Genomic DNA, 25,754 nt, shown 5'->3' on the forward strand with positions numbered 1-25,754 from the left:
CTCCTCACCATGAGGGTGAGGAGCCGCGCAGCGGCGTCTCGAACCATGAGGCCTCCCAAGCCGGACCACGAGGCCCTAGGCTGCCTATGAGAATCCGGCATGGCGGGTTGAACGAGATTCAATGGGCTTCGACGGTCGTTTCTGGCTAAATCATCCGCTGCACCATCGGTGCTCATGAACCTCAGGACGCCATGGCCGCTTCCGACACGCCCACCACCGACTGGCCGCTCGCCATCTACGAGGCGCTGAAGGCGGCCGACGTCCGTCAGCTGTGCTACGTCCCCGACGCCGGCCATTCCCGCCTGATCGGCCTCGCCCATGACGATCCCGCGATCGCCACCACGGTCCTGACCACCGAAGAGGAAGGTGTCGCGCTCTCCGCCGGCGCCTGGCTCGGCGGGCAGCGCGCAGTGCTGCTGATGCAGTCGAGCGGCGTCGGCAATTGCGTCAACATGCTGTCGTTGCTTCAGAGCTGCCGCTTCCCGCTCCTCGCCTTCGTGACGATGCGCGGCGAGTGGGCCGAGTTCAATCCGTGGCAGGTGCCGATGGGCAAGGCGACGCAGGCGGCCTTCGAGATCATGGGCGTCACGGTGTTCCGGCTGGAACGTCCCGAAGACGCCGGCGAGATGGCGGCCGCTGCAGCGAGGCTCGCGTTCGACAGCGATCAGCCGATCGCGGTGCTGATCTCCCAGCGCATGATCGGCGCCAAGAAGTGGACGGAGGCGAAGTGATGGGAGCACCGCTCGACCGCCGCACCGCCGTCAAGGCGCTGCTGCAGAACCGTGGCGACCTGCTGGTCGTCAGCGGCCTCGGCTCATCGTCCTACGACGTGTTCGCCGCGGGCGATCACGACGCCAACTTCTATCTCTGGGGCGCGATGGGCGGCGCGGCCATGATCGGCCTGGGTCTCGCACTGGCGCAGCCATCGCGCCCGGTCGTCGTCATCACCGGCGACGGCGAACAACTGATGGGGCTCGGCAGCCTCGCGACTGCAGCCGCGAAGAAGCCCAAGAATCTCTCGATCGTCGTGCTCGACAACGCCCATTTCGGCGAGACCGGGATGCAGATGAGCCATTCCGGGCTCGGCGCAAATCTCGAGCTGATCGCGACCGGAGCCGGCTTTCCCTCCGTCAGCACGCTCGAGGACAGCGCGGCGCTCGACGCCTTCCGGCCAAAGCTGCACGCGTTCTCCGGGCCGCACTTCGCCCGCGTCGCGATCTCGACCGATCACGTTGACCGCGCGCTGCCCGCACGCGACGGTGTCTTCCTCAAAAACCGTTTCCGCGGTCATCTCGGATTTCCCGTCAGCTAGAACGTCGCCGCAGGCGGCCTGCTCTATCGCTCCGGCAAGGCTGCTCGGCTGCAACGCTGGCATTCCAAGCTTGCCAAGCGTGACCCGCTTGGTCATAGGCTATCAGGAAACAAGTCCAGGGAGAGAGCCCAGGCCGCGTCACGGCGGCCGGCGGAGCAACACATGACAGACCAGCATCAGCACGACGATTACGCCGATATCCGCGACGCGGTGGCCAAGCTGTGCGCGCAGTTCCCTGGTGAATATTGGCGCAAGCTCGATCGCGAGATGGCCTATCCCTCGGCCTTCGTCGATGCGCTGACCGAGGCGGGCTATCTCTCCGTGCTGATTCCCGAGGAATATGGCGGCGCGGGATTGAAGCTGTCGGCCGCTGCGGCGATCCTCGAGGAGATCCAGCGTGCCGGCTGCAATGGCGGCGGTTGTCACGCCCAGATGTACACGATGGGCACGGTGCTGCGCCACGGCTCCGCCGAGCAGAAGGCGAAGTGGCTGCCGAAGGTCGCCAGCGGCGAGTTGCGGCTGCAGGCTTTCGGCGTCACCGAACCCACTTCGGGCACCGACACGACGTCGCTGAAGACGGTCGCGAAGCGCGACGGCGACAGCTATGTCGTCAACGGCCAGAAGATCTGGACCAGCCGCGCGGAGCATTCCGACCTGATGATCCTGCTCGCGCGCACTACGCCGAAAGAGCAGGCGCAGAAGCGCACCGATGGTCTCTCCGTCTTCATCGTCGACATGCGCGAGGCCAAGAAGGCCGGGCTCACCATCCGCCCGATCCGGACGATGATGAACCACGCCACGACGGAAGTGTTCTTCACCGACATGCGGGTGCCGGCGGAGAACCTGATCGGCGAGGAAGGCAAGGGCTTCCGCTATATCCTCTCCGGCATGAACGCCGAGCGCATCCTGATCGCGGCCGAATGCGTCGGCGACGCCAAATGGTTCATCGCGAAAGCCACCGCCTATGCCAAGGAGCGCGTCGTGTTCGGCCGCCCGATCGGCCAGAACCAAGGCATCCAGTTCCCGATCGCCAAGGCCTATGCGTCGATGCGGGCCGCGGAGCTGATGGTCAAGGAGGCCACGCGCAAATACGAGGCCGGGCTCGACTGCGGCGCCGAGGCCAATATGGCCAAGATGCTCGCGGCCGATGCGTCGTTCGAGGCGGCCAATGCCTGCATCCAGACCCATGGCGGCTTCGGCTTCGCCGAGGAATACGACGTGGAGCGCAAATTCCGCGAGACGCGGCTGTATCAGGTGGCGCCGATCTCGACCAACCTCATTCTCTCCTACGTCGCCGAGCACGTGCTCGGCATGCCGCGCTCGTATTGAGGTCGGGCCATGCTGCCGCTTGAAGGGATCATTGTCGTCGCCGTCGAGCAGGCGGTGGCCGCGCCGTTCTGCTCGTCGCGTCTCGCCGATGCCGGCGCTCACGTGATCAAGATCGAGCGGCCCGAGGGCGATTTCGCCCGCGGCTACGACGCCGCCGCCAAGGGTCAGAGCAGCTATTTCGTGTGGCTCAACCGCGGCAAGGATTCCGTCGTCGTCGACCTTTCAAGACCGGAAGGTCGCGCCGAGCTGGAGAAGCTGATCGCCGGCGCCGACGTGCTGCTGCAGAACCTGAAGCCCGGCTCGATGGACAGAATGGGCTTTGCCCGCGAGCGGCTGCGCAAGGACTATCCGAAGCTGATCTGCTGCACCATCACCGGCTATGGCGACTCCGGTCCCTACGCCGATCGCAAGGCTTATGACCTGTTGATCCAGGCCGAGAGCGGGCTGGCCTCGATCACCGGCGGGCCGGACGGCCCCTCCCGCGTCGGCATGTCGATCGTCGACGTCGCGACCGGCGCGACGGCGCATGCCGCGATCCTGGAGGCGCTGATCAGGCGCGGCCGCACTGGCGAAGGCGCCGACATCAGGATCTCGATGTTCGACGTGATGGCCGACTGGCTCACCGTGCCGCTGCTCAACGCGGAAGCCGGCAATGCGCCGAAGCGCATCGGCCTCGCCCACCCCTCGATCGCGCCCTATGGCGTGTTCACCTCGAAGGACGGCAAGGACATCCTGATCTCGATCCAGAGCGAGCGCGAGTGGAAGACGCTGTGCGCCAAGGTGCTGGACCAGCCCACATTGCCGGACGATCCGCGCTTCGCCAACATGGTCGAGCGCGTGCGCAACCGTGCGCTGACCGACGGCATCGTCGCGGAGCGCTTCGCGGCGCTGTCGCGCGATGAGCTGCTGGGCAAGCTCGCGAGCGCCGACATCGCCTTTGCCGAGGTCAACAGCATGGCCGACCTCGCGGTTCATCCGCATCTGCGGCGGATCGAGGTGAACACGCCGAACGGCGTCGTCAGCTATCCCGCGCCGGCGGCGATCGTGGTCGGCGACGACAGGTGTTACGGCGCCGTGCCCGCGATCGGCGAGGCGGCCTCGCCGCATCAGCGAAAGGGATGATCATGACGGACACGCTCGATCTCGATCACCTCCGGCAATGGGTCGGCCGCAGCGCCGAGGCCACCGACCTCGTCACCCCGCAGCTCACCAAGGGGCTGCGCGCGACGCTGTTCCAGGAGATCGGCGAACCGACAACCGGCGACATCGCGCCCTACACCGTGCACTGGTGTTTGGGCCAGCCGGTGTTTCCACACGATCAGCTCGGCCCCGACGGCCATCCGACCCGCGGCGGCTTCCTGCCGCCGGTACCCTTGCCGCGCCGCATGTGGGCGGGCGGCGAGGTGCAGTTCATCGATCCCTTGCGCGTCGGCGATGTCGCGACGCGCGTGTCGACCATCACCGACGTCGCGCTGAAGAGCGGCTCGACCGGCCAGCTCTGCTTCGTGTCGGTGGAACATGTCGTATCGACGTCGCGCGGGGTCGCGATCCGCGAGCGCCAGGACATCGTCTATCGCGACATGGGTGGCGCCCAGGCTGCGCCGGCGAAGGCGCCGCCGCCTCCGCCGGTCGCGCAGCACAGCGAGACGCGCGTCTCCGATGCCGTGCTGTTGTTTCGCTATTCCGCCCTGACCTTCAACGGCCATCGCATCCATTACGACCGCGACTACGTCACCAGGGTCGAAGGCTATCCGGGCCTGATCTTCCACGGACCTTTGCAGGCCGCGCTGCTGGTCGAGTTCGCCGCCAGACTTAAGGGCAAACCGCCGGCCAAGTTCGCCTATCGCGGCGTGCAGCCCTTGTTCGAGGGCAGCGCGTTCTCGGTGAATGCGAATGACAAGGATGGCGGCCTGGAGCTGTGGACCGCCAACGCCGAGCGACAGCCGACGATGAAGGGCACCGCGAGTTGGTGACGTAGACTCTGTCGTTCCGGGGCGGTGCGTCGCGACAGAATGGCGAAGCCATTTTGGCGCAGAGCACCGAACCCGGAACCTCGAGGTGAGGGAGAAGAACCGCTCGAGATTCCGGGTTCGATGCTTCGCATCGCCCCGGAATGACGACCCACAAAAGCACCCGAGGGAACGCCTTTGGCCAAAACAACGAAAACAACAACCAAACCCGTCACCGTCAAGCAGGCCACCTTCGAGCTGCTGCGCGCCTTCGGCATCAAAAAGGTGTTCGGCAATCCCGGCTCGACCGAGCTGCCGTTCCTCAGCGACTGGCCCGAGGACATCGACTACGTGCTCGGCCTGCAGGAGGCTTCCGTCGTCGGCATGGCCGACGGCTATGCCCAGGCGACGCGCAATGCCGGCTTCGTCAATCTGCATTCGGCGGCCGGCGTCGGCAACGCGCTCGGCAACATCTACACCGCGCACCGCAACCAGACGCCGCTGGTCATCACCGCCGGCCAGCAGGCGCGCTCGATCCTGCCGCTGCAGGCCTTTCTCTATGCCGAACGCCCGTCCGAATTCCCGCGCCCTTACGTCAAATACAGCGTCGAGCCGGCGCGGCCCGAGGACGTGCCGGGCGCGATCGCCCGCGCCTACTACACCGCGATGCAGCCGCCTTGCGGGCCGACCTTCGTCTCGATCCCGATCGACGACTGGATGCATCCGGCGCAACCGATCACCGCGCGCAAGGTAAGCCGCGAGCTCGGCCCCGATCGCGCCGCCATGGACGACCTGGTGAGCGCACTTGCCGCCGCGAAGAATCCCGCGCTCGTGGTCGGCCCCGGCATCGACCGCGCCGGCTGCGTCGAACTGATGGTCGAGGTCGCCGAGAAGGCCAAGGCCGCGGTCTGGGTCAGCCCGTTCTCGGCGCGCTGCTCGTTTCCCGAGCGCCATCCGCAATTCCAGGGCTTTCTGCACGCCTCGCCCGGACAATTGTCCGACGCCCTGAAACCGCACGACCTCGTCGTCGTGATCGGCGCGCCGGTGTTCACCTTCCATGTCGAGGGCCACGCCGCGATCTTCGACGGCGCCACCACGCTTTATCAGATCACCGACGACGCCGAAGGCGCCGCGGTGCCGCCGGTCGGCACCAGCATCATCGCCACGATGCGGCCGGCGCTGTCGCTGCTGCTGGAGCTGCTGCCGGAGACCAGGCGCGCGGCGCCGAAGGGCCGCGTGCTACCCGACGCGCCGAAGCCATCCGATCCGATTCCGGTCGACTATCTCCTGCACACGCTGGCGCAGGCGCTGCCGGCGGGCAGCGCCGTGGTCGAGGAGATCCCCTCGCACCGGCCGGTGATGCACAAGTACATGCCAATGCCCGGCGCGGAGTCGTTCTACACGATGGCGAGCGGCGGGCTCGGCTACAGCCTGCCGGCGGCGGTCGGCATGGCGCTGGGCCGTCGCACCGGCCGCACGGTGTGCCTGATCGGCGACGGCTCGGCGATGTATTCGCTGCAGGCGCTGTGGACCGCCACGCAGCGCAGGCTGCCGCTGACGGTCGTCGTCATCAACAATTCCGGCTATGGCGCGATGCGCTCGTTCAGCCAGGTCATGCAGGTGCGCAACGTGCCCGGGCTCGAGCTGCCCGGCCTCGATTTCGTCAAGCTCGCGGACGGCATGGGCTGCGACGCAGTGCGCGTGAACCATGCCGCCGATCTCGCCGGTGCGCTGACGCGAGCCCTCGCCCATGCCGGCACGAGCCTCGTCGAGGTGATGGTCGACGCCGCGGTCCCGCTGCTCTACGCCCAGAAGGGCTGAGCCGCCGTTCGCACAGCGGACGACTTTCACGACATATGCGACAATGCGTCGCATCTTCAATGGCGGCGGCATGGCTCGCCGCGAAATGCTCATCGGCCCGCCGCAACCGTGCAACCGGCGTTCCGACTGCAACCGTTTGTTTCAAAAGCTTTCTGTTCCCCTGCGCCATCTCGTCGCGGCCGGCTTGCCGCAAACATCGCGAAATCCTGCCGTCAGCTTGCAGGCAGACGCCTTGCTGCTTGCAAGGTCCGACCATTCTGCAAGCCAAAATCATTTTCAAAAGGTTCCATCATCCAATCCAGCGTACCAAGGGAGTTGAGCTGATGGCGGATAAGAAGAATCTTCAAACCGCGGCGTCGAGGACCGATCTCTATCGCCATGTCAGCGTGCTGGCCCTGATGTCCGCTCTGGCGGTGACGGCGCTGCCGCATCAGGCCAATGCGCAGGCCATGACCACCGCCCTTGCCACTTCGGCCACCACCAACGCCGCCGCGAAGGCGGCGCAGGAGGCGGCGGCGAAGGCCGCAGCCCAGGCAGCCGCCAAGGCGGCCCAGGATGCCGCTGCCAAGGCTGCAGCCGCTGCCGCCGCCAAGGCCGCGCAGGACGCCGCCGCCAAGGCTGCGGCAAACGCTGCGGCCAAGGCTGCAGCGAATGCTGCCGCGAAGGCGGCGACCGACGCGGCAGCGAAGGCCGCAGCCAGCGCCGCTGCGAAGGCCGCGGCCGGCGCCGCCGCCAAGGCTGCGAACACCGCTGCGACCACGGCCGCCACCACCGCCGCGGCGACCGCGGCGAGCACCGCCGCCAAGACGGCGGCCGTAACGACCGGCACGGCTGCGGCCAAGCCCGTCGCTGCCGTCGCCACGGCCGCGACGACCGCCGCCAAGCCCGCCGCTGCCGCCACCGCCGCAACGACGACGACCGGTGCGGCCAAGACCGCAGCCGCGACCAGCACCACGACGAGCGCGGCGAAGCCGGCCGCTGCGGCCGCCGCGGCAGCGACCACCACCGTCGCGGTCGCCAAGGCCACCGCGACACCCGCAGCCGCAGCGACGCCGGCCAAGGCGGCTGCCGCGGCGTCGAGCAGCACCGATGCCGTCGCCAAGGCCAACGCAGCGGCCGCGGCCGCCGCGCAGACCGCCGCCGCCGCCGAGGCGCAGGTCGCTGCCGACCGCAAGGCAATCGACGTCGCTCGTCAGGCCGAGCAGAACGCACGCGGCGCCGCGATCGAGGCCCAGGAGCAGGCCGAGAAGAACCCGACCGCCGCCAACCAGGCCGCGGCGACCGCGAACGCTGCGAAGCTGACGGCAGCCTCGGCCGCGCTGCAGGCCGCGTTCCAGAAGCTCGACAAGGACATCGACGTCTCCAACGAGGCCAAGGAAGCCGCCAACGCCGCCAAGGACACCGCGCGCGAGACGGCCGAGGCCGCCGGCAAGGCGGCCCAGCAGGCCGGCCAGGCGGCCGGCAACGCCAACAATGGCGGCAATGCCAACAATGGCGGAGCGGCGGCCGGCAACGGCAACAACAATAACAACAATCAGCAGAACCAGGCGGCCCAGGAAGCCGCCGAGCAGGCCGCGCTGCAGGCGGCGTTGAAGACCGGCGAGCAGGCACGCGCGGTCGCCCAGCAGAAGACCCAGGCCGCGCAGGCGGCTGCGACCCAGAACCAGAAGACGGTCGAGGCCGCGCTGAACCAGAAGATCGGCACGATCGATGCGACGGTGGAAGCGGCCGAGCAGAAGGTGAACGCCGACCGGCAGGCGCTGGAGCAGGCGCGTCAGGCCGCGCAGCAGGCCAAGCAGGACGCACAGGAGGCCGCCGAGGTCCTCGAACGCGCCAACAATGCGGCCAACCAGGCCGCACTGGCGGCGGCCCAGGCCAAGGCGCAGACCACCGCCAACGCCTTCAACCAGGCCAATGCGACGCTGAATGCCGACAATCAGGCCCTGACCCAGGCCCGCGAGACCGGCGAGCAGCAGGAGCAGGCGCTGCGGGCCGCGGCTCAGCAGCAGATCCAGGCCGGCTACACCGCCGCCCAGCAGGCCACCCAGGCCGCCTGGGCCGAGGCGCAGCAGATCGGCAACGCTGCCCTGGCCGCGCTCGAACAGTGAGACCGCTGCGCTCCGCGCCGCCTGTCGGCTTACGCCGGGCGGCGCGGACACGGATAACGATAACAAGACCATCACCAGCCGCATGCCGAACCAATCCGGGACGACCCACGCGTCGGCGACCTGACCTCATCCCGCCGCGTGAGACGCCCGGGTCCCCCCCCCACCCGACCGGCATGCATTGCCTTCAAGCCCCGTCCCCTGCGGGGCTTTTCTTTTGAGCGCGACAGACCAGCCGCTTGTGGTCGATGCAGACCAGCCGCGTCGTTCGCAATCCGGTCAGACATCCGTCGCGGCGTCTGGGTCCCCGTCGGCGTCGCACCCGCGCTGTCGCGCGGCTTGCCCGGGACGACGGCGGAGATGCAGGGCGGCGAAGGTGCGCCACCGGACCCGGCCGCTGCTCAATATTGGAATCGCACGCCGACGACGCCGACCACCGTCATGAAGTTGTTGAGAGCGATGTTGGAGCGGGTCCATTCGGTCCGGACCTCGCTCTTGAGCTGAACGTTGCGGTTCATCTTGTAGGTGCCGCCGGCGGCGACGAACATGCGCTGGTCGACGCGGCCGATGCCGACGAACTGATCCTGGCCGTAGCCGCCGCGCAGCGTTCCGATCAGCCACGGCTCGAACTGATGGTCCATCTGCAGGATCACGTCGCGCGACAGGATGCCCGAGACGTTCATCGCCGGCGTCTCCGAGGCCTGCGAGCGCGCCACCAGCACGAACGTCGTGGCGTCGGTCGCGGCCCAAGCGAGCGTCGCATCCGCGATCACGCCGTTGATGTTCGGCATCAGCGGCGAGTCCATGCGGCGCGAGAGATAGCCGACCGAGGCCTCGCCGGTCAGCGATCCCATGTTGACGACGGCGCCGCCGCGCGCGGTGATGCCGCTGGAATCGCGGCGCTGGCCGTTGAAGTCGACCTGCAGATCGTGGTTGCGCCGATCGAAGCTCATGTCGACGAACGGCGAGATGTTCGGCGTGAGCACATAGGTGACGCGGACCTGCGCGCCCGGCTGGGTGTAGTTGCGGTCCTGCGTCCGCAACGGCACGTTGGCCAAGATCAGCGCGTCGTTGAACATGACGCGGTCGGCCGATCCCTTGAATGCGATCTCGGCGGGACCGATCTTCTGCAGCACGCCGGCGCTGCCGCCGAACGTCGTGGCGCGCGGCAGCTTGAGCGCCCCCGGAAGCGCCAATGCATCGTTGACGAAACGCGCCTCGCCGGTGATCGCGGTGCCCTCGGTGACGTCGTAGCGTCCTTGCGCCCGCGCCTCGAACGTCGGATGACTGAGCGAGCGGACGTTGCTGTCCTCGGTGTAGGCGCCGCGGAAATCGGCGTTGAGCTGATGCCGCTCCCATTGCGAGCGGACCGCGACCTCCGTCGCCACGATGGCGACCGGTGAGCCCTGCCCGCCGTTGCGCCGCGTGGGATTGGTGTCATAACCGGCCTGGATCTCGACGGCCGGTTTCACCAGGAACGACCCGACCGTCACGCCCGTCGGATCATAGGGCTTCGCGTCGGCGGTCACCGGCTGCGGCTTCACCGTATTCAGGTTGCGATCGGGAAGAACGTCACGGTTGCGCAGCACGGCCGCGGGCTGGGCGGTTGCCACGGTCTCGTCTGGCTTGGCCGGCGGCGCCTCGGCGGCTGCCGCGGGCTTTGCCGCGATCTGCCGCGCAGCCGGTTGCGGCGCGGCGCGTTGAGCGTCTCCCGCCGGCTCGGCCGTGGCCACGCGCGCGCCACGGGCGGGCTGAAACGCGGAGAATCCGAAGCTGCCTACCGGCGCGCCGGGCCTGCCCGGCGCGGCCAGCGACGGCGCACCGGCCTCGCGCACCGGACGCAGCAATGCGCTCACGCCACGCGGGTCCTGGCGCATCATCAGCGTCCGGCTGTCGTTGGTGATCCGCGGAACGTTGTAGTAGATGCTGCGCGCCGTCACGTGACGAAAGAACAGCCGGTCGGCGCGTCCCGGGACGACGTCCGTCGGCTTGGCCTTGATGGTCTGCTGCGCGGACGCGCCGTCCACCACCATCACGGTCAGCAGCAGCACCTCGACGAGCGCGAGCGTGACCCCGCGGTGGGATCGCGTCACCATGAGCCGCTTGGTCCGCACCGCGAACGCGCCGGTCTTGTGTGGTGAATGAGCCTGCAAAGCAAATGCCGGGGTATGCCAATATCACGCGACGAGGTCGGGTCAGGGCGCCGTCGCGATGAATACGCAGCGCATGCACGCGACGAAGCCCCTTGCCTTGGAGATAGCCGGCAAACGTCGGCGGAAGTTTTGCCGAGCTGGGAACATTTCAGGCGAGATTGAGAGCTGTTCGCAACGAGCCGCCGCGGAGCGGCGCCTAAGCATCTTCGCGTTCGTAGAAAGCACTAATTAGTTGAAACGGTGACGATCGCTGCGCGGCTTCGCGGAAGCTGGCGAAATTCCGACTTCAGCATGAAGCTGTTTCGACCACGATCGCTCGCGTCCGAGACCGCTCGGCGATCGCGGGCCTTGCGCCATCGGCGACAGCCGACGCCTTTCAGATTCAGACCGCGAGGAAGCCGCCGTCGGCCGCCAGGACGTGGCCGACGACGTAGGGCGACGCGTCTCACCGCGATGCAGCTCGGCGCGGTCCTGCACCTGGAAAAATCCGGCGTCAGCCGCATGGTCCGCAAGCTGATCGACAGCGGCGAGTTGCAGGAGACAATCGATTCCGGCGACGCCCGCATCAAGCCGCTCTGCCTCACCGCGAAGGGACGGAAGAGGGTGGCCACGCTGCACGCCTTCGGCCGCCAGCAGGTCCGCGGCGCCCTGTCGGCCCTGTCGAAGACCGAGCGGCGCACGGTGCGCGAGGGCCTGTTGCTGTACGCCCGCGCGCTCGAAGCCTGGCGCGCGGCAGAGCAGGACATGCAACCGTCGGAGCCATGAGGGCGCCCGACGGGCAGATTGCGCATACACACCATGACGAAACTGCCCGTCGTGTTGAAATGCCGCAGCATGCGGCCTTGCGCCGTCGGGCAAATCAGGACGATCTTTCCGCGCATCCCGCCTCACCACGGAGGGGCGTTGCGCGCGATCGTCACGACACGCGAGGCGGGATGCGATGGCCGTGGCCATGCCGCAGCGTAGCTTGCTACGCGGACGAACGGCGTGGCCGCGGACGTGAAGTCGCAGCGTCCTGACACCCCGATGCTGGTGTTTCGTTCGCGATGGCGCTGATGCACCGCGCGGACAATGGTGGCCAACAGCCCGGCGCACCAGGGAGACTGCGTATAAGCGTGAAGACCATCGCGCAGGGAATGCCGGTGATCGGCTGCACCTGTGGTACCTGCCGCCTGCATTTTTTGCTGCAGGCGGGCCATGGGTGAGGCCTTCACCCGGCATTCCCTGCGCCCTTCGAATCTTGAAGGGACAAGTCAACTGTACAGCTCGGGCATGATGTGCCGCGAGAAGGCGCAATGATGTCTATCGATGTCGGATCAAGTCCGCTGCCCATGATGTCCGCACGATCTCTCCTTAGCGTCATTCCGGCGAACGCCGGATCCATACGCCGCGGTCGAAAACCTCGGGCGAGATGGTCGACGCGCGTGGCTCGAACTGCACCCTGGGACTATGGGTCTCCGTGGTCGCGGGGACGACCGCGGAGGGCGTTGAGGCCGGGCGCCGTCACGTCGACCGACGATGGTCGCAGACCTACTTCCCGAACTCCTCGCGCATCTTTGCCTGGATCTTCGCCATGCCGCCGAGCCAGCGGTCGTAATTCTCGGTCTTCTTGCGCATGTAGCCGAGGACCTGCGGATGCGGCAGGATCAGGAAGCTCTCCTCGGCAAGGCCTTTCAGCACGTCCTGCGCGACCTGCTCAGGGCTCAGATCGCCGTCGCCGGATTGCGGGCCCTTCGGAATCGATCGCAGCATGTCGGTGTCGACGCCCTGCGGGCACAGGATCGAGACCTTGATGTTGTCGGCCTTGTGCGAGATCGCGAGATTCTCCGCAAATCCCACCGCGGCATGCTTGGTGGTGGAGTAAGGCGCGCTGCCGACCTGCGACAGCAGGCCGGCCGCGGAGATCGTGTTGAGGAAATAGCCGCCGCCGCGCGCCTTGTAGCGCGGGATCAGATGCCGCGCCGCGTAGACATGCGCCATCACGTGAATGGCCCAACTGCGCGCCCACGGCTCGTCGGAGGTGCCGCCGACATTGACCGACAGCGGGTCGAAGCCGCCGCCAATGCCGGCATTGGAGCAGAACAGCGCAATGGGCCCGAACTGCCGCTCGGTTTCCTCGATCACGTGCCGGATGTCGGCTTCCTGGGAGACGTCGCATCTGAAGGCGGCGCCGCCGATGCCACCAGCGACGGCCTTGGCGCCGGTTTCGTCGAGATCGGCTACGATCACCTTGGCCGCACCGGCGGCCGCGAAGGCCTCGCACAGCGCCTTGCCGATGCCGCGGGCTCCGCCGGTGACCACAACAATCTTGCCGGTCACCTGCATGCAAAGCCCTCCTCGTGGAATTTTCTAGGTCAAGACCAGGTCGAGCACTGCGGTATAATGAAAGCCGGCGCCCAGCAACACGAAACCATGCCAGATCGCGTTCTGGAAGCGCAAGCGCCGCCACGAATGGAAGATGACGCCGAGGCTGTAGAGGATGCCGCCGGTGAGCACGAAGGCCAGGACCGAGGGCGGCATCACCGAGATCACCCGGTCGTACATCATGACGCCGCTCCAGCCGAGCGCGAGATACAGCCCGATCGAGAGCGCGTCGAAGCGGCCCGGCCAGCGCAGCTTCAGCACGATGCCGAAGATGGCGACGCCCCAGACCCCGAGCAGCAGCGCGGCCGAGAACACCGTATCCTTCAGGGCGGCGATGAACGGCGTATAGGTGGCTGCGATCAGCACATAGATGGCGGAGTGGTCAAAGCGGCGCAGCACCCATTTGGTCGGCGACACCGGCCACAGATTATAGGTTGCCGACAGCGTCAGCATCGAGAGCAGTCCCGCGACGTAGATCGACACCACCACGATGTCGACGGCGCTGGCATAGATCGAGGTCAGCACGACGAGCACGGTTGCGGCGACCAGGCCGGCGGCGATGCCGACGACGTGGACGACGCCGTCCGCGATCATCTCGACCTTGTCGTAGTTCCAACGCATCGCGCCGGTGGCGGCATGGACGGAGGTCGAGGCGAACTGCTTCAGTTGAAATACGGTCATGTCAGAACCTGGTGCCGGTTTTCCGGGACAATTGTGCCGGAAGGATTATGGTTTCCAGTGGTCAACGTTCCGTTCAAAGTCTGGTTCTATCCGGAAACGGGCCGGAATTGTGAGCTTGAATCCGGCGTTTTGCATCGCCACCTGTCAAAAATCGCTCACGCCCTTTTCAACTGGCGAATTCCCCTCCTCCCATGGTGACCTTTTCCGAACTCGTCGAGGAAGCGCGGCTGTCGGCCCGTGCCCTGCTTGATTATGGCGAGAGCTTCCTCAACCCGACCATCCGCCTTGGCGTCACCGGGCTGTCACGGGCCGGCAAGACCGTGTTCATCACCGCGCTGATTCATGACCTCGTGCGCGGCGGGCGCATGCCGGTGTTCGAGGCCTTGGCATCGGGCCGCATCGCCCGCGCATATCTGACGCCGCAACCCGACGACGGCGTGCCGCGCTTTGCCTATGAGAGCCATTTGCGGGCGCTCGTCGCCGAGCGGCGCTGGCCAAGCTCGACCGTCGACATCAGCGAGCTCAGGCTGGTGATCGAATTCCAGCGCGCCAACGGCGCCGAGCGGACGCTCACGCTCGACATCGTCGACTATCCCGGCGAATGGCTGCTCGACCTGCCGCTGCTGAACAAGAGCTATGAGCAGTGGGCGCGGGAAAGCCTCGCGCTGTCGCGCAGCGAGCCGCGCGCGCATGTCGCCAAGGACTGGCACGCGCATCTGGCGACGCTCGCCCCCGAAGGCCGCGAGGACGAGTCGGCGACACTCGAGGCCGCACGGCTGTTCACCGACTACTTGCGTGCCTGCCGCGACGAGCGCTTCGCCATGAGCCTGCTGCCGCCCGGCCGCTTCCTGATGCCGGGCAATCTCGCGGGCTCGCCGGCGCTGACCTTCGCGCCGCTCGATGTCCCGGCCGACGGCCAGGCGCCGGCCGGCTCGCTATGGGCGATGATGGCGCGCCGCTACGAGTCCTACAAGGACATCGTCGTCAGGCCGTTCTTTCGCGACCATTTCGCCCGGCTCGATCGCCAGATCGTGCTGGTCGACGCGCTGGCGGCGTTCAATGCGGGCCCCGAGGCGCTGCACGATCTCGAGGCCGCGCTGACCGGCATTCTCGATTGCTTCCGCGTCGGACGCGGAAACATGCTGACGGCGCTGTTTCGGCCGCGCATCGACCGCATCCTGTTCGCGGCGACCAAGGCCGACCATCTGCATCACACCAGCCACGACCGGCTCGAAGCCGTGCTGCGGCGCGCGGTCAACCGCGCGGTGGCCCGCGCCGAGAGCACGGGCGCCGCAATCGACGTGGTGGCGCTGGCCGCCGTCAGGGCGACGCGCGAGGCGCTGGTCGCCCGCGGCCGCGAGAAGCTGCCGTCGCTGCTCGGCACGCCGGCGGCCGGCGAAAGCGCCAATGGCGAGATCTTCGACGGCGACACCGAGGTGGCAACCTTTCCGGGCGAGCTGCCGGCCGATGCGGAGGAGCTGTTCAAGGGCGGCGCCTATCGCGGCCTGTCGAGCGCTGCCGCCGACGGCACCGACTTCCGCTTTCTTCGCTTCCGTCCGCCTTTGCTGGCCCCCGATCCTGGCGGCGAGCCCGCTTTGCCCCATATCCGCATGGACCGCGCCCTTCAGTTCCTGATCGGAGACCGGCTGCAATGAGCGAACGCGCCAAGCATCGTCGTCCCCAGACCTTCCGGCTCGATGATCCCGACGTCGTCGTGGTCGATGCCGAAGAGGCCGCCCGGCCGGGCCGCGGCACCATCCAGATCACGCCGGAGGCTGATCCGGCGCAATTGCCGGTGCCGGTCGAGACCGTCCTGCCGACGCGGCGCAGCTTCGGCTGGGGCGCACTTTTCTGGGGCTCGGTCGCAGGCCTCGTCCTGCTCGGCCTCGGCCTCGGCGTCGTCAGACTGATCGAGGATCTGTTCGCACGCAGCGAGGCCCTCGGCTATGTCGGCGCGGGGTTCGCGGCCGCAGCCGCGATCGCATTGGCGGCCGTCATTGCCCGAGAGACTTACGGGCTGGTGCGTCTCGCCACCATCGAGAAGCTGCACCAGCGCGCGGCCGCGGTGCTGCTGTCCGACGATCGTGCCGAGAGCCGCGAAGTGGTCGCCGAGCTGTTGCGGATCGCACATGCCAATCCCCGCCTGGCGCGTCCGCGTGCCGCGCTCGCCGGCCACGCCGACGACATCATCGACGGCGGCGACATGATCAAGCTTGCCGAGCGCGAGCTGATGGCGCCACTCGACAGCGAGGCGCGGCGTCTGGTGTCGGTTGCGGCGCAACGGGTTTCCGTGGTCACGGCCGTGAGCCCGCGCGCGCTGATCGACGTGCTGTTCGTCTTCGTGGCAAGCTTGCGGATGATCCGGCAGCTCGCGCGGCTCTATGGCGGCCGTCCCGGCGCGCTTGGCATGATCAGCCTGTTGCGCCATGTCGTCGCGCATCTCGCCATCACCGGCGGCATGGCCGCGAGCGACAGCCTGATCCAGCAGGTGCTGGGCCATGGCATCGCGGCAAAACTGTCGCAGCGCCTCGGCGAAGGCGTGCTCAACGGACTGCTCACGGCGCGGCTCGGCCTCGCGGCCATCGACGTGACGCGGCCGATGCCGTTCGCCGCGCTGCCGCGGCCGGCGCTGGCGGATCTCGCCAAGGATCTGCTGCGCAAGCAGGACGACCGGGAATGAGGCTCAGGCCCGCAGCGTGGAATCGAACCCACCGGCGAGCCAGCGCCATTGGTACAAGGGCGAGTCCGGTGGCGGCGCCAGTTCGGGAGTCCAGCCCGTCAGCCTGCCGAACGCGTAACTGTCCATGACGCGGCCGCGCCAGCTCCGCTCGACGTGTCCGAGCGGCTCGCGGTGCGCGGTCGTGTCCGACAGCAGCGGGCCGGTATTGTCCGGCTCGCGCACGACATAGAGGCCGGCATGTCCCGCGATCAGGTCCATGCCGGGATCACGGAAGCCGATGAAGCGGGCCCGCTCGTTGATCTGGACCACCGGCACGCGGCCGCGAAAGAACCACCGCATCATCGCATAGGTGCGATAGTCGGAGGTCGCGATCCAGGTGGCGCCGGTGCTTGCCAGTTCCTGCTCGGCGCGTGCCGCCACCTGCTGATAGCCCGCCTCGGCGCCGATCGGATCGGCCCGCCCGAGAAAATTCCACGGCGCGACGACGTAGTAGAGAAAGATCAGGACCACCATGGCAATGCCGCTAACGACGGCGATCCGCGCCCAGCGCACGGTCGATCGGACGAACCAGGCGGACGCGCCGTCCTGCGGCAGCTTGACGATGTTGATCGCGACCGCCGCAAACCCGATCGGCCACATGAACATCGGCCAGGTGTCGCCGATCCGCAAGGTAAACGATTTCCAGAGGAAGTAGAGAAACGGCACCAGCACCGCCGTCGACAGCAGGATCGCGACCGGCTCACGCGTGCGATAGCCGCGCCAGGCCGTGAAACTCAGCGCCGACAATGTGACCGGCAGCAGGACGAAGCCGACCTGTCCGAACTGCAATCCGAGATAATCGCCGAGCGTCCGCAACGAAAACTCATGCGGCGCGGTGGCGCGAACGAACTGGAAGCGGAACGAGGCCCAGTCGTGCTGTACGTTCCAGATCAGCACCGGCGAGAACACGGCCAGCGCAATCAGTGCTCCGCACCATGGATAGGGACTCAGAAGCCAGCGGCTGCGCCAGGCCGGAACGAGCAGGAACGCCGCCACGCCCGGCAGCAGCATGACCACCGTGAATTTGGACAACAACGCCAGTCCACCGAACAGGCCGGCCGCGAGCCACCAGCGGCCGTCATCGCTCTCGGCGAGGCAAACCAGCGCCCAGATCATCGCGAGTGCAAACGGGATCGCCGCGACGTCCGGCGCCACCTTGGCCATCAGCAGGCCATAGTAGAGCGCGGCCTCGGGCAGCAGCACCGCGAGGATCACGGCCCGCATATCGTGAGTGGTACGGCGAACGATGTCGGCGAGCAGGAGCTGCGTCACCCCCATCGCGAGGATGCCGGCAAAGCGAACGCCGAGATTGGTATCGCCGAACAGGGCAGTGCCCAGCCGGATGAACCAGGCGATCATGGGCGGATGATCGAGGAAGCAGAGCTGCAGCTCCTTCGACCATGTCCAGTAATAGGCCTCGTCGGTGCGCAGATCGAGCGTCCCGGCATAGACGATGCGGATGATCGTCATGCTTGCGATCACGGCCGCAGCCATCAGCCACGCAGCGCGCGTGGATCGAGACTTTGGGCTGTCGATGCCTGGGGAAATGGCCGTCACGCGGTGCTTTTCCCCGACTCCGGCGGGCGAGTCAACGTTCCCGCGCAGCTCGCGCCGCCGGATGACCGCCGCCACCAGCCCTCTAGGACAACAGGGAATAAATCTCTAGCATTGCGGCTCCAGATCATACGGACCACATGACCATTTCGATTTACCATCGTTTGCGGTCGACCTGTCGCGGCATCGGTGTGCGGCAGGTGCGGCTGATCTGCGGCTTCATACTCTTCAGCTACCTGCTCAGTCATTTTTTCAACCATGCGCTCGGCAACATCTCGCTGCAGGCGCTCGCCGAGGGCGTGTCCTATCATGTGGCGTTCTGGCAGTTTCTTCCGATCGCCGTGCTGTTCTATGCGGCCGCTCTTACCCATGGCGGGCTCGGCGTGTGGGCGCTTTATCAGCGCCGGCAATTCAGCCGCAACACGATGGAGCCGCTGCAACTGCTGCTCGGCCTAAGCATTCCGGCGCTGATCTTCAGCCACATCGCCGGCGTCCGCATCGGACAGACCCTGTACGGACAGGAGAAGCTGTACCCGCAGGTCCTGTACTCGTATTGGACCGGCCCGTCCTGGCGGATCTGGTTGATGTCGGCAGCCCTGCTGACGTCATGGACGCATGGCTGCATCGGGCTGCACTTCTGGCTGCGGCTCAAGCCGTTCTACAAGCGCGCGGCGCCGTGGCTGCTCGCCTGCGCCGTGCTGCTCCCGGCGCTGGCGCTGCTCGGCTTCTATCGTGGGGGCCGAGACGTCATCGCCGCCAACGCAACACCGCAGTGGCGCGCCGAAAATCTTTCGTTGAGGCAGACCGGCACGCCATCTGAACAGGCGGTGCTGGAGACCATCATGAACGGCTTCCTGATCGGCTATGGCGGCCTGATCGGCTTGGCGCTCGCCGCGCGCGGCGTGCGAGCAGTCCATGAGCGACGTGGCGGCATGGTCACGCTATCCTACAACAATGGCCGCTCCATCCGGGTGCCAAAGGGTTTGTCCGTGCTCGAGGCCAGTCTGCGCAACAACGTACCGCATGCCAGCATGTGCGGCGGCCGCGCACGTTGCTCGACCTGCCGCATCAGGGTGATCGGAGATCCCGGCGCGCTGCCGCCGCCCTCGCCTCGCGAGGCCTTCGTGCTCGCGCAGATCGGCGCGGCGGACCCGTCGGTCAGGCTGGCCTGCCAGTTGCGCCCCACCGGCGATCTTTCATTCTTCCAACTGTTCATGCCGAACCCGACACCCGGCGAGCGCGGCAGCTCGCGCGCCGGAATCGGGCAGGAGCGCTACCTCGTCAGCCTGTTCGTCGACATGCGTGGATCGACCGGCCTCGCTGAGAAACGGCTGCCGTTCGACGTGGTGTTCATCGTCAACCGCTTCCTCAGCGCCGTCTCCCAGGCCGTGCTGGCGAATGGCGGGCAGCCCAATCAGTTCGTCGGTGACGGTATGCTCGCGCTGTTCGGACTAGCCACCGATTCACATGTCGCCTGCGGCCAGGCGATCCAGGCGGCGCGTGACATCGCGGCCAATATCGCCGAGCTGAACGCGTTCCTCAGCCATGATCTGCATGACCCGATCCGCTTCGGCATCGGCATTCACGGCGGCGAGGTGATCGTGGGCGAGATCGGTTATCGCGACCACATGGTGTTCACCGCGCTGGGCGACGCCGTCAACGTCGCATCACGACTGCAGGACATGACGAAGACCCTCGGCTGCCAGGTCATCATCTCGGACGAGGTCTACGCGCGGGCGCGACTCGGCTCCGACGTGCTGCCGGAGCGCGAGGTCGAGATTCGCGGCCGCGCCGAGCCGATGCGCGTCAGGACGGCCATGGACGCCGCTGAACTCGCGATGCTCTCGGACGAGGGGACGGCTGCGTGACGAGTTGCGTTGAACCTGTTTGCAGCCTGCGCTGTCATACCGAGAACGGTTGCAGCGGGTCCGCGGTGACTGGCGGAACGGTGGCACTGCGGTCAAAAGCCGCAAAGCCGCCACGATATCGATCATTTCGGGCCAAAACCGCCCGCTGTTTGCGCTATCACGCCTGTCACAACCGCAGTAGTCTCGAATTCCGGGCCTGACGGTTTGCGGGGACCGCGGCTCGTACTCGGATTGGTCCCGCGGAGGCGACGTATGGCTAAAGGTACGGTCAAGTGGTTCAACCCGACCAAGGGCTATGGCTTCATCCAGCCCGCGGCCGGGGGCAAGGACATTTTCGTTCACATCTCCGCAGTGCAGAAGGCCGGGCTGGCGACCCTCAACGAGGGCCAGACCATCGAGTACGACGAGATTGCCAACCGCGGCAGGAGTTCGGCCGAGAACCTGAAAGTGTAGCGGATCAATTGGCGCGCCATTCCGCCTCGCGGCTTTTCGGCGCGATCGTTTCCCTCACCAAACCAGCATGATTGTCGACACGTCGAAATAGACAGGAGCGGTGCCCGCTCCTGATCACATCTTTGCGTTTGTTTGTAGTTTCAGCTCCCTCCCCGCCATTGCCTCGCCCGCCCGACCCGGGTCAAATGCGCCTCGAACCGCGCCGTCAACGTAATTCCAGCGCGCGGAAACAAGCGACGGGAGCGACGCAACATGGACGACAAGGGCATTTTCCATGGCCTGAAGGTGCTGGACTGCGCGAGCTTCATCGCGGCCCCCGCAGCCGCCACCGTTCTTTCCGATTTCGGCGCTGACGTCATCAAGATCGAGCCGCCCGGCGCCGGCGATCCCTACCGCAACCTGCCGAACCTGCCGGGCTATCCGCGCAGCGAGCATAACTACGCGTGGTATCTCGAAGCCCGCAACAAGCGCAGCCTCGCACTCGACCTGTCGAAGCCGGAAGCGCAGACCGTGCTGCAACGGCTGGTAAGTGAAGCCGATGTCTTCATCACCAATTTCCCGCCGTCGGTCCGCGCCAAGCTCGGCCTCACCCACGAAAAGCTGGCGCCGCTCAATCCGCGGCTGATCTATGCGTCGTTTACCGGGTATGGCGAGAAAGGCGAGGAAGCCGACAAACCCGGCTTCGATAGCAATGCCTATTGGGCGCGCTCCGGACTGATGGACCTGGTCCGTGCCGACGAGAGCACGACACCCGCCCGCTCCGTCGCCGGGATGGGCGACCACCCCTGCGCAATGGCGTTCTATGGCGCGATCGTCACGGCGCTTTACCAGCGCGAGAAGACCGGCAAGGGCTGCCACGTCGCCTCCAACCTGATGGCCAACGGGGTCTGGGCGGCCTCCGTGCTTGCTCAGGCCAAGCTTTGCGGCGCGACCTTCGTCGAGCGGCGGCCGCGCGAACGCGCGCTGAACGCAGTCGCCAATCACTACAAATGCCAGGACGGCCGCTGGATCATGCTCTCGCTCCTCAATGAGGAGAAGCAGTGGCCGATCCTCGCCCGCTGCCTTGGCCGAGAGGAGCTGATCGACGATCCGCGCTTCGTCACCAAGGCCGATCGCCACGCCCGCTCGGTCGAACTGATCCACGAGTTCGACGCGGTGTTCGCGACCAGGCCGCTGGCCGAATGGCGCCGGATCCTCGACGGCAGCGGGCTCGTGTTCGGGGTGGTCGGGATTCTCGACGACATTCCAAACGACAGGCAGATGATCGAGAACGAGGTGCTGGTGCCGTTCGAGAACGACACCATGCTGACGGTCAACAGCCCGATCTTCATCGACGGCCAGCGCAAGGTCACCCCGCGCAAGCCGCCCGGCATAGGCCAGCACAGCGACGAGATCCTGCGCAGCGCCGGCTTCGACGACGAGGCCATCCGCGACCTGCGCGCGCGCGGTGCGGTGGCCTGAGCTAGCGCGTCGCGATGAAGCACATGCCGAACCGCGTCGCCGGGCCGGTCTGACAGGACAGGTTCGCGGCGCAGGTCCAGGTCGAGAAGCTCTTGTCGTTGTCCGCGGCCGCGGCGTGGCTCGCGTAGCAATGCCCGCCCCAGCCGTCGTTGTAGACCGTGCCGGCGAGCTCATCGCTGCCGCGCAATTGCGGGCGGCTGGCGAAGCCGCGCGAGAAATCCGGAGTCCGCCCCTCGGCAAAGGCGGTGAGGATGTCGCGCCGGCGGACCTGGTCGCCGAAGAAGTGCGGCGAGCCCGGCACCACGACGGTGTTGGACGGCTTCTCCGCCATCCAGTCGACGCCGGGAAAGTGAAAGCCGCCGATGCCGCGGGTCTGATGGCAGCCGCCGCAGCTCGAATCGTTGAGGCGTCGCTCGAAGCCCGCGACCGACCGGATGTTCTGCAGCACGATGCCCTGCGCGGCCGCCTTCTCCAGCGCACCGACCACGTCGGCCTCGGTGAACACCGCGCCCTGCCCGGCCGCGCTCCCCTGCACCAGCCCGTAGGCCGGCAGCAGATCGGAATTGACGAATCCGACCGGGGTCGGCGCCACCGCAACCTTGGCCAGGAACTGCTCGGGGATCACCGCGGTGCCGCGGTCGAGCTCACCGAGATGGACGGGGTCGAGCAGCCAGGCCTTGAACTCGCGCGCCAGCGCGGCATCCGCCAGCAGCCGGTCGCGATCGACCTGATCCTCCAGCACCGCCTCCTCGAACGTCCCGCTCGCGGCCTGATAGTCGAACACCTTCATCATGTAGTCGGTGCGGAAATCGCGGATCGCCGATTTCGGCGCATGCGCGATCTGCAGGTTGGTCTCGATGCGATGGATGTTCTCCGACCTGATCAGCGCCAGCGGGCCGTCCGGCGCCGTCAGCTTCGCGGCAAGCTCAGGCCCGGTCAGTTGCAGATCGGACGTCGCCAGCCACCGCTTGGCGATCTCGGCACAACTCGGCGAATTGCTCTTGGCCTCCGCATCGCTGCGCGCCTTGAGCACGATGTTGAGCGTCATCGGCAGCCGCGGCGAGGCGACCTCGCCATCTTTGGCCTCGGGCGGCGTGGTCCGCGTCAGGCGGTACAGCAGCCGCACCTCGCCGCAATGGTCGGGATCGACGAAGGCGCGATCCATGCGATTGACGACGCCGGCCAGCACGAAGCGGGCATCGGGCGAATCGAGCACAGTGCGGTCGAACAGCTGGAACGCGTAGGACGTACCGATGCCGATGCTCTCGTTCGGCAACGTCGTCTTGTGCTTGTCGACGTAGCGGTCGAACTCCGTGTCGAGCGCCTTGCGTACGGGCATCATCGACGGCAGCGCAAACAATGCCGCGTCGGTCAGCGGCGCATCACTGGCGTGCGCAAGCATCTTCCCGAGGCCGAACGCGCCGTTGTCGAGCTCACGCAGCGCGAACGGCTCGAGGATGGCGGCGCCGCGCTCGACCGGCGGGCTCTCGTCCGCATGAGCGAGCGGGCCGCAGCACAGCATGACAAGGCCGAATACCGACAGTCGCAAGACGCGCCTCCTCACTTCCACGAACATGCAATTGAGGGCCTGCTAGTCCTCGAAGATAGCCGAAAGGCGGGCGGCTTCGGACAATTGTGCGACGAGGCGCCTCACGTCGCGGTGAGGCGCCTCGTCCAGATTCGTCTCCAAAAACAGATGGTCCGTCAGCGCGCGACGACAAGCCCCTTGGTGGTGACGACCACCCAGCGACCGTCCTGCTTGCGAATCGCGTCGACCTTGCCGAGGCCCGGCACGGGATCGCCGGCATAGACCTCGTAGAGGCCACCGCGGCCCTCGATCAGCGCGCCGCCACGACCGACGTCGCGCAGCACCCAGCCCTCGACGACCTTGGGCTTGGTGGCCTCCGTGCGGTTCGGCTCGGGGCGAGCGGTCTCCGCCCTGGCCGGCTCGGCCCGGCTCGCCTCTGCCCTTGCTGCTTCGGTCCTGGCTGCCTCGGTGGTCCTGGCCGCGTCGGCCCGGCTCGCCACGCCCGCGGGCGGCGCCGCCGCATTGATCGCCCCCACCGCCTGCGGCGCGGACGCGGCGCTGTCACGCGCGGGGGCTTGCGCGGTCGCGGACGCCTGCGCGGCGCGCAGCCGGTCCACGGCCTCGCTCAGACGCTGCAACTCGCTCGGCTTGGCCGACGATTTCGTCGACAGATCACCGAGGATCTTCTCGAGCCGGTCGAGACGCTCCGCGGACTTGTTGAGCTCGACGAGGCTCGTCTGATTGGTCTGGTCGAGGCTCGCCTTCAGCGCGGCGACATCATTGTCGATTCGCGCCACGGTCGCGCCAAGCGTGGAATCCGCAGCCTCGCCGGCCGTCGCATCGGCCGCGTCGCCGCCGCCGGAGCGCGTGACGAATTTGGCCGTGACCAGACCACCGGCAACGCCGCCGACAACCATCGACAGCAGCAGGATCGCAGCCATGGCCGGTAGGCCGAGCCTGCCGTTCACGGCATGCGGCGGCGGGGTCTGGCCCGGCTGCGGAGGTGGCAGCGTCGCTCCCGCAGCGGCCGTGCTGGCCGCCGTTGCGGCAGCGGCCGCCGGCTTGGACGCCGCATTGAACTTGAAGGGCTCGGTCTTGAACTTCGCTTTGGCCCAGGCCGCGGCCTTGTCGACCGCGGCAAAAGCACCCGCCCTGGTCGCCGGTCCGGCATCCGCCTGGACTGGCGTGACCGGGCGCGTCGCGGACGCCCCGGGTTTGGCCGCGGATGCCTGCTTGGCAACGGGCTCCGACTTGGCATCCGGTTTGGCATCCGACTTGGCAACAGTCTCCGGCTTGGCAGCCGGCTCAGGCCGAACGACGGCTTCTGTCTTGGTGGCAGCCACCGACTTGATCGGCGCGTCCGGCTTGATGGCCGTCTCCGGCTTCGGCGCGGCCGCTGCCATCGGGCCGACTTTCGGCGCATTGGCCGCGAGCATCGACAGCTTTGGTGTCTCGACCTTGAGGAGCTCACCGGCCGCAGCCGTCTTGATCGGGTCCGACTTGACCGGCTCCGTCCTGATCAGATCCAGGATCGTCGAGGGAGGTTTCGCAGCACTCGAGGCTACTGCAGCTTCGACTTTGCCCGGCGCCGCAACGTTGCCCCCCACCGCCTGGGGCTTGGTCAGCTCCGGCTTGACCTTGTCGGATTTGCCCTTGTCGGACTTGACCAGGTCGAGCCGCGCGGGCTCGGGTTTGGCTCGCTCCGGCTTCACCGCTTCGATCTTGGAGGGCTCGATTTTTTCCTGCTCGGCCGTGAGGGTTTCGACCTTGACCTGCTCGGGCTTGACCGGCTCGACCTTGGTCGTCCCGATCTCGGTGTCGGCCATCACCTCGGTCTTGATCTCGGACTGGCTGGCCTCCGGCTGTGGCTCGGGCGCGGTCACCGCTTCCACGATCTTCGCCTTCGGGTCGATGCCCGGACGGTCAGCCGCCGGCGCTTCGTGATCCGGCGCGATCATGGGCGGGGCGACGGTCGCGATCGCAGGCACGGCCAGATCGACTGCATCGGGGACTGCGGATGTCTTCGGCATCGGGTCGACACTCGCACTGGCCTTGCCAGTGGTACCGGCCACGCCAAGGCTGGCCCGTTCGGGCTTTTGGTCGCTCACGTTCAGAGTCTCCGCATGACGTTGAGCACTTGGTAACCTTAGTTAGCGTTCGATTGATTGCCAAAATCTTACTTTTGGAAGGCTTACCTGAGTTTTAGGGATTCATACGGGGCGGATTTGCGCCGACAAAGTGGAGCAGATGTGGCGGACGTTGCCCGATTATTCAGCTCTGGCGGACGCGCCCGGGGGCAGCAAGCTCGATCGGCACGCGGCGCAGCGCGGTCGACGCGGCGTCAAACGGAGCCGCTCTCGCGGCGCGATTGCGCCCGAGCTTTGCCGATCATTCCCTCCTCGTCAGTCGGAGGGCGCAGGGAAGGCCGGGTGCCGACTGGCACCCGTGGCCCCCGTG

At 67.2% G+C, this 25,754-nt stretch carries 20 protein-coding genes; 14 read left to right on the forward strand and 6 right to left on the reverse strand.

The window, feature by feature from the left end; translation table 11 throughout:
• Positions 1-191: 191 nt before the first annotated feature.
• The 8 genes from QW863_RS12720 to QW863_RS12755 all read left to right on the forward strand — a co-directional run bounded on the left by QW863_RS12720 (position 192) and on the right by QW863_RS12755 (position 8,519).
• Entirely contained in the window at positions 192-731 is a 540-nt protein-coding gene (locus tag QW863_RS12720; protein WP_315713990.1) for a thiamine pyrophosphate-binding protein, read from the forward strand.
• Positions 731-1,312: a thiamine pyrophosphate-dependent enzyme gene (locus QW863_RS12725; protein ID WP_315713989.1), complete on the forward strand. Its 582-nt coding sequence runs from the start codon at positions 731-733 to the stop codon at positions 1,310-1,312. Before QW863_RS12720 ends, QW863_RS12725 begins: the two co-directional genes overlap by 1 nt.
• Before the next feature lie 162 nt (positions 1,313-1,474).
• Positions 1,475-2,641, forward strand: coding sequence for an acyl-CoA dehydrogenase family protein (locus QW863_RS12730; RefSeq protein ID WP_315713988.1), 1,167 nt, complete (start codon positions 1,475-1,477; stop codon positions 2,639-2,641).
• A gap of 9 nt (positions 2,642-2,650) precedes the next feature.
• Entirely contained in the window at positions 2,651-3,763 is a 1,113-nt protein-coding gene (locus QW863_RS12735; protein WP_315713987.1) for a CaiB/BaiF CoA-transferase family protein, read from the forward strand.
• 2 nt (positions 3,764-3,765) lie between these two features.
• The gene (locus QW863_RS12740) at positions 3,766-4,614 is read left to right on the forward strand and encodes a MaoC family dehydratase N-terminal domain-containing protein (protein ID WP_315713986.1); all 849 of its coding nucleotides are present in this window, start codon (positions 3,766-3,768) and stop codon (positions 4,612-4,614) included.
• 174 nt (positions 4,615-4,788) lie between these two features.
• Entirely contained in the window at positions 4,789-6,411 is a 1,623-nt protein-coding gene (gene mdlC / locus QW863_RS12745) for a benzoylformate decarboxylase (RefSeq protein WP_315713985.1), read from the forward strand.
• A 43-nt stretch (positions 6,412-6,454) separates the two neighbouring features.
• Entirely contained in the window at positions 6,455-6,730 is a 276-nt protein-coding gene (locus tag QW863_RS12750) for a hypothetical protein (RefSeq protein WP_315713984.1), read from the forward strand.
• 4 nt (positions 6,731-6,734) lie between these two features.
• Positions 6,735-8,519, forward strand: a complete 1,785-nt coding sequence (locus QW863_RS12755) for a hypothetical protein (protein ID WP_315713983.1) — start codon at positions 6,735-6,737, stop codon at positions 8,517-8,519.
• A gap of 398 nt (positions 8,520-8,917) precedes the next feature.
• On the opposite strand, the gene QW863_RS12760 is transcribed toward QW863_RS12755, so the two are convergent.
• Positions 8,918-10,612: an outer membrane beta-barrel protein gene (locus QW863_RS12760; protein WP_315713982.1), complete on the reverse strand. Its 1,695-nt coding sequence runs from the start codon at positions 10,610-10,612 to the stop codon at positions 8,918-8,920.
• A gap of 510 nt (positions 10,613-11,122) precedes the next feature.
• On the opposite strand from QW863_RS12760, the gene QW863_RS12765 reads away from it, so the two are divergent.
• The gene (locus tag QW863_RS12765; protein ID WP_409977923.1) at positions 11,123-11,434 is read left to right on the forward strand and encodes a MarR family winged helix-turn-helix transcriptional regulator; all 312 of its coding nucleotides are present in this window, start codon (positions 11,123-11,125) and stop codon (positions 11,432-11,434) included.
• Between the two features lie 765 nt (positions 11,435-12,199).
• Here the strand turns inward: QW863_RS12765 and QW863_RS12770 are convergent.
• Both QW863_RS12770 and trhA read right to left on the reverse strand, forming a co-directional pair.
• On the reverse strand, positions 12,200-12,994 hold the full coding sequence (locus tag QW863_RS12770) for an SDR family oxidoreductase (protein WP_315713981.1): 795 nt from the start codon (positions 12,992-12,994) through the stop codon (positions 12,200-12,202).
• 24 nt (positions 12,995-13,018) lie between these two features.
• Complete coding sequence (gene trhA / locus QW863_RS12775) at positions 13,019-13,714, reverse strand: PAQR family membrane homeostasis protein TrhA (RefSeq protein WP_315713980.1); 696 nt, start codon at positions 13,712-13,714, stop codon at positions 13,019-13,021.
• A 191-nt stretch (positions 13,715-13,905) separates the two neighbouring features.
• Here trhA and QW863_RS12780 point away from each other — a divergent pair, with 191 nt between their 5' ends.
• On the forward strand, positions 13,906-15,369 hold the full coding sequence (locus tag QW863_RS12780; RefSeq protein WP_315713979.1) for a YcjX family protein: 1,464 nt from the start codon (positions 13,906-13,908) through the stop codon (positions 15,367-15,369).
• Positions 15,366-16,394 carry a TIGR01620 family protein gene (locus QW863_RS12785; RefSeq protein WP_315713978.1) on the forward strand — a complete coding sequence of 343 codons (1,029 nt, stop codon included), beginning with the start codon at positions 15,366-15,368 and terminating at the stop codon, positions 16,392-16,394. Before QW863_RS12780 ends, QW863_RS12785 begins: the two co-directional genes overlap by 4 nt.
• Positions 16,395-16,397: 3 nt before the next feature.
• On the opposite strand, the gene QW863_RS12790 is transcribed toward QW863_RS12785, so the two are convergent.
• Positions 16,398-17,903 (reverse strand): glycosyltransferase family 39 protein, encoded by a 1,506-nt coding sequence (locus QW863_RS12790; protein WP_315713977.1) that lies wholly within the window; start codon positions 17,901-17,903, stop codon positions 16,398-16,400.
• Positions 17,904-18,127: 224 nt separating this feature from the next.
• Here QW863_RS12790 and QW863_RS12795 point away from each other — a divergent pair, with 224 nt between their 5' ends.
• From QW863_RS12795 to QW863_RS12805, 3 genes are all read left to right on the forward strand, one after another.
• Complete coding sequence (locus QW863_RS12795) at positions 18,128-19,855, forward strand: adenylate/guanylate cyclase domain-containing protein (RefSeq protein ID WP_315713976.1); 1,728 nt, start codon at positions 18,128-18,130, stop codon at positions 19,853-19,855.
• Between the two features lie 252 nt (positions 19,856-20,107).
• Positions 20,108-20,308 carry a cold-shock protein gene (locus QW863_RS12800; RefSeq protein ID WP_315713975.1) on the forward strand — a complete coding sequence of 67 codons (201 nt, stop codon included), beginning with the start codon at positions 20,108-20,110 and terminating at the stop codon, positions 20,306-20,308.
• A gap of 252 nt (positions 20,309-20,560) precedes the next feature.
• Complete coding sequence (locus QW863_RS12805; protein ID WP_315713974.1) at positions 20,561-21,769, forward strand: CoA transferase; 1,209 nt, start codon at positions 20,561-20,563, stop codon at positions 21,767-21,769.
• Position 21,770: 1 nt separating this feature from the next.
• Here QW863_RS12805 and QW863_RS12810 read toward each other — a convergent pair whose 3' ends face one another.
• Both QW863_RS12810 and QW863_RS12815 read right to left on the reverse strand, forming a co-directional pair.
• The gene (locus QW863_RS12810) at positions 21,771-23,345 is read right to left on the reverse strand and encodes a hypothetical protein (RefSeq protein ID WP_409977922.1); all 1,575 of its coding nucleotides are present in this window, start codon (positions 23,343-23,345) and stop codon (positions 21,771-21,773) included.
• A 128-nt stretch (positions 23,346-23,473) separates the two neighbouring features.
• Entirely contained in the window at positions 23,474-25,405 is a 1,932-nt protein-coding gene (locus tag QW863_RS12815; RefSeq protein WP_315713973.1) for a hypothetical protein, read from the reverse strand.
• Positions 25,406-25,754: the final 349 nt, after the last annotated feature.

The organism is Bradyrhizobium sp. SZCCHNR1017 (assembly GCF_032381375.1).
In the GTDB taxonomy this organism is placed as follows: Bacteria; Pseudomonadota; Alphaproteobacteria; order Rhizobiales; family Xanthobacteraceae; genus Bradyrhizobium.

Bases quoted from the DNA above. Each gene is read 5' to 3' on its own strand.
- QW863_RS12780 (WP_315713979.1), top strand. From the start codon at position 13,906: ATGGTGACCTTTTCCGAACTCGTCGAGGAAGCGCGGCTGTCGGCCCGT.
- QW863_RS12765 (WP_409977923.1), top strand. From the start codon at position 11,123: ATGCAGCTCGGCGCGGTCCTGCACCTGGAAAAATCCGGCGTCAGCCGC.
- QW863_RS12795 (WP_315713976.1), top strand. From the start codon at position 18,128: ATGACCATTTCGATTTACCATCGTTTGCGGTCGACCTGTCGCGGCATC.
- QW863_RS12740 (WP_315713986.1), top strand. From the start codon at position 3,766: ATGACGGACACGCTCGATCTCGATCACCTCCGGCAATGGGTCGGCCGC.
- trhA (WP_315713980.1), bottom strand. From the start codon at position 13,714: ATGACCGTATTTCAACTGAAGCAGTTCGCCTCGACCTCCGTCCATGCC.
- QW863_RS12735 (WP_315713987.1), top strand. From the start codon at position 2,651: ATGCTGCCGCTTGAAGGGATCATTGTCGTCGCCGTCGAGCAGGCGGTG.
- QW863_RS12730 (WP_315713988.1), top strand. From the start codon at position 1,475: ATGACAGACCAGCATCAGCACGACGATTACGCCGATATCCGCGACGCG.
- QW863_RS12770 (WP_315713981.1), bottom strand. From the start codon at position 12,994: ATGCAGGTGACCGGCAAGATTGTTGTGGTCACCGGCGGAGCCCGCGGC.
- QW863_RS12750 (WP_315713984.1), top strand. From the start codon at position 6,455: ATGCGTCGCATCTTCAATGGCGGCGGCATGGCTCGCCGCGAAATGCTC.
- QW863_RS12810 (WP_409977922.1), bottom strand. From the start codon at position 23,345: ATGTTCGTGGAAGTGAGGAGGCGCGTCTTGCGACTGTCGGTATTCGGC.
- QW863_RS12790 (WP_315713977.1), bottom strand. From the start codon at position 17,903: ATGACGATCATCCGCATCGTCTATGCCGGGACGCTCGATCTGCGCACC.
- QW863_RS12760 (WP_315713982.1), bottom strand. From the start codon at position 10,612: ATGGTGACGCGATCCCACCGCGGGGTCACGCTCGCGCTCGTCGAGGTG.
- QW863_RS12805 (WP_315713974.1), top strand. From the start codon at position 20,561: ATGGACGACAAGGGCATTTTCCATGGCCTGAAGGTGCTGGACTGCGCG.
- QW863_RS12725 (WP_315713989.1), top strand. From the start codon at position 731: ATGGGAGCACCGCTCGACCGCCGCACCGCCGTCAAGGCGCTGCTGCAG.
- QW863_RS12720 (WP_315713990.1), top strand. From the start codon at position 192: ATGGCCGCTTCCGACACGCCCACCACCGACTGGCCGCTCGCCATCTAC.
- QW863_RS12755 (WP_315713983.1), top strand. From the start codon at position 6,735: ATGGCGGATAAGAAGAATCTTCAAACCGCGGCGTCGAGGACCGATCTC.
- QW863_RS12800 (WP_315713975.1), top strand. From the start codon at position 20,108: ATGGCTAAAGGTACGGTCAAGTGGTTCAACCCGACCAAGGGCTATGGC.
- QW863_RS12785 (WP_315713978.1), top strand. From the start codon at position 15,366: ATGAGCGAACGCGCCAAGCATCGTCGTCCCCAGACCTTCCGGCTCGAT.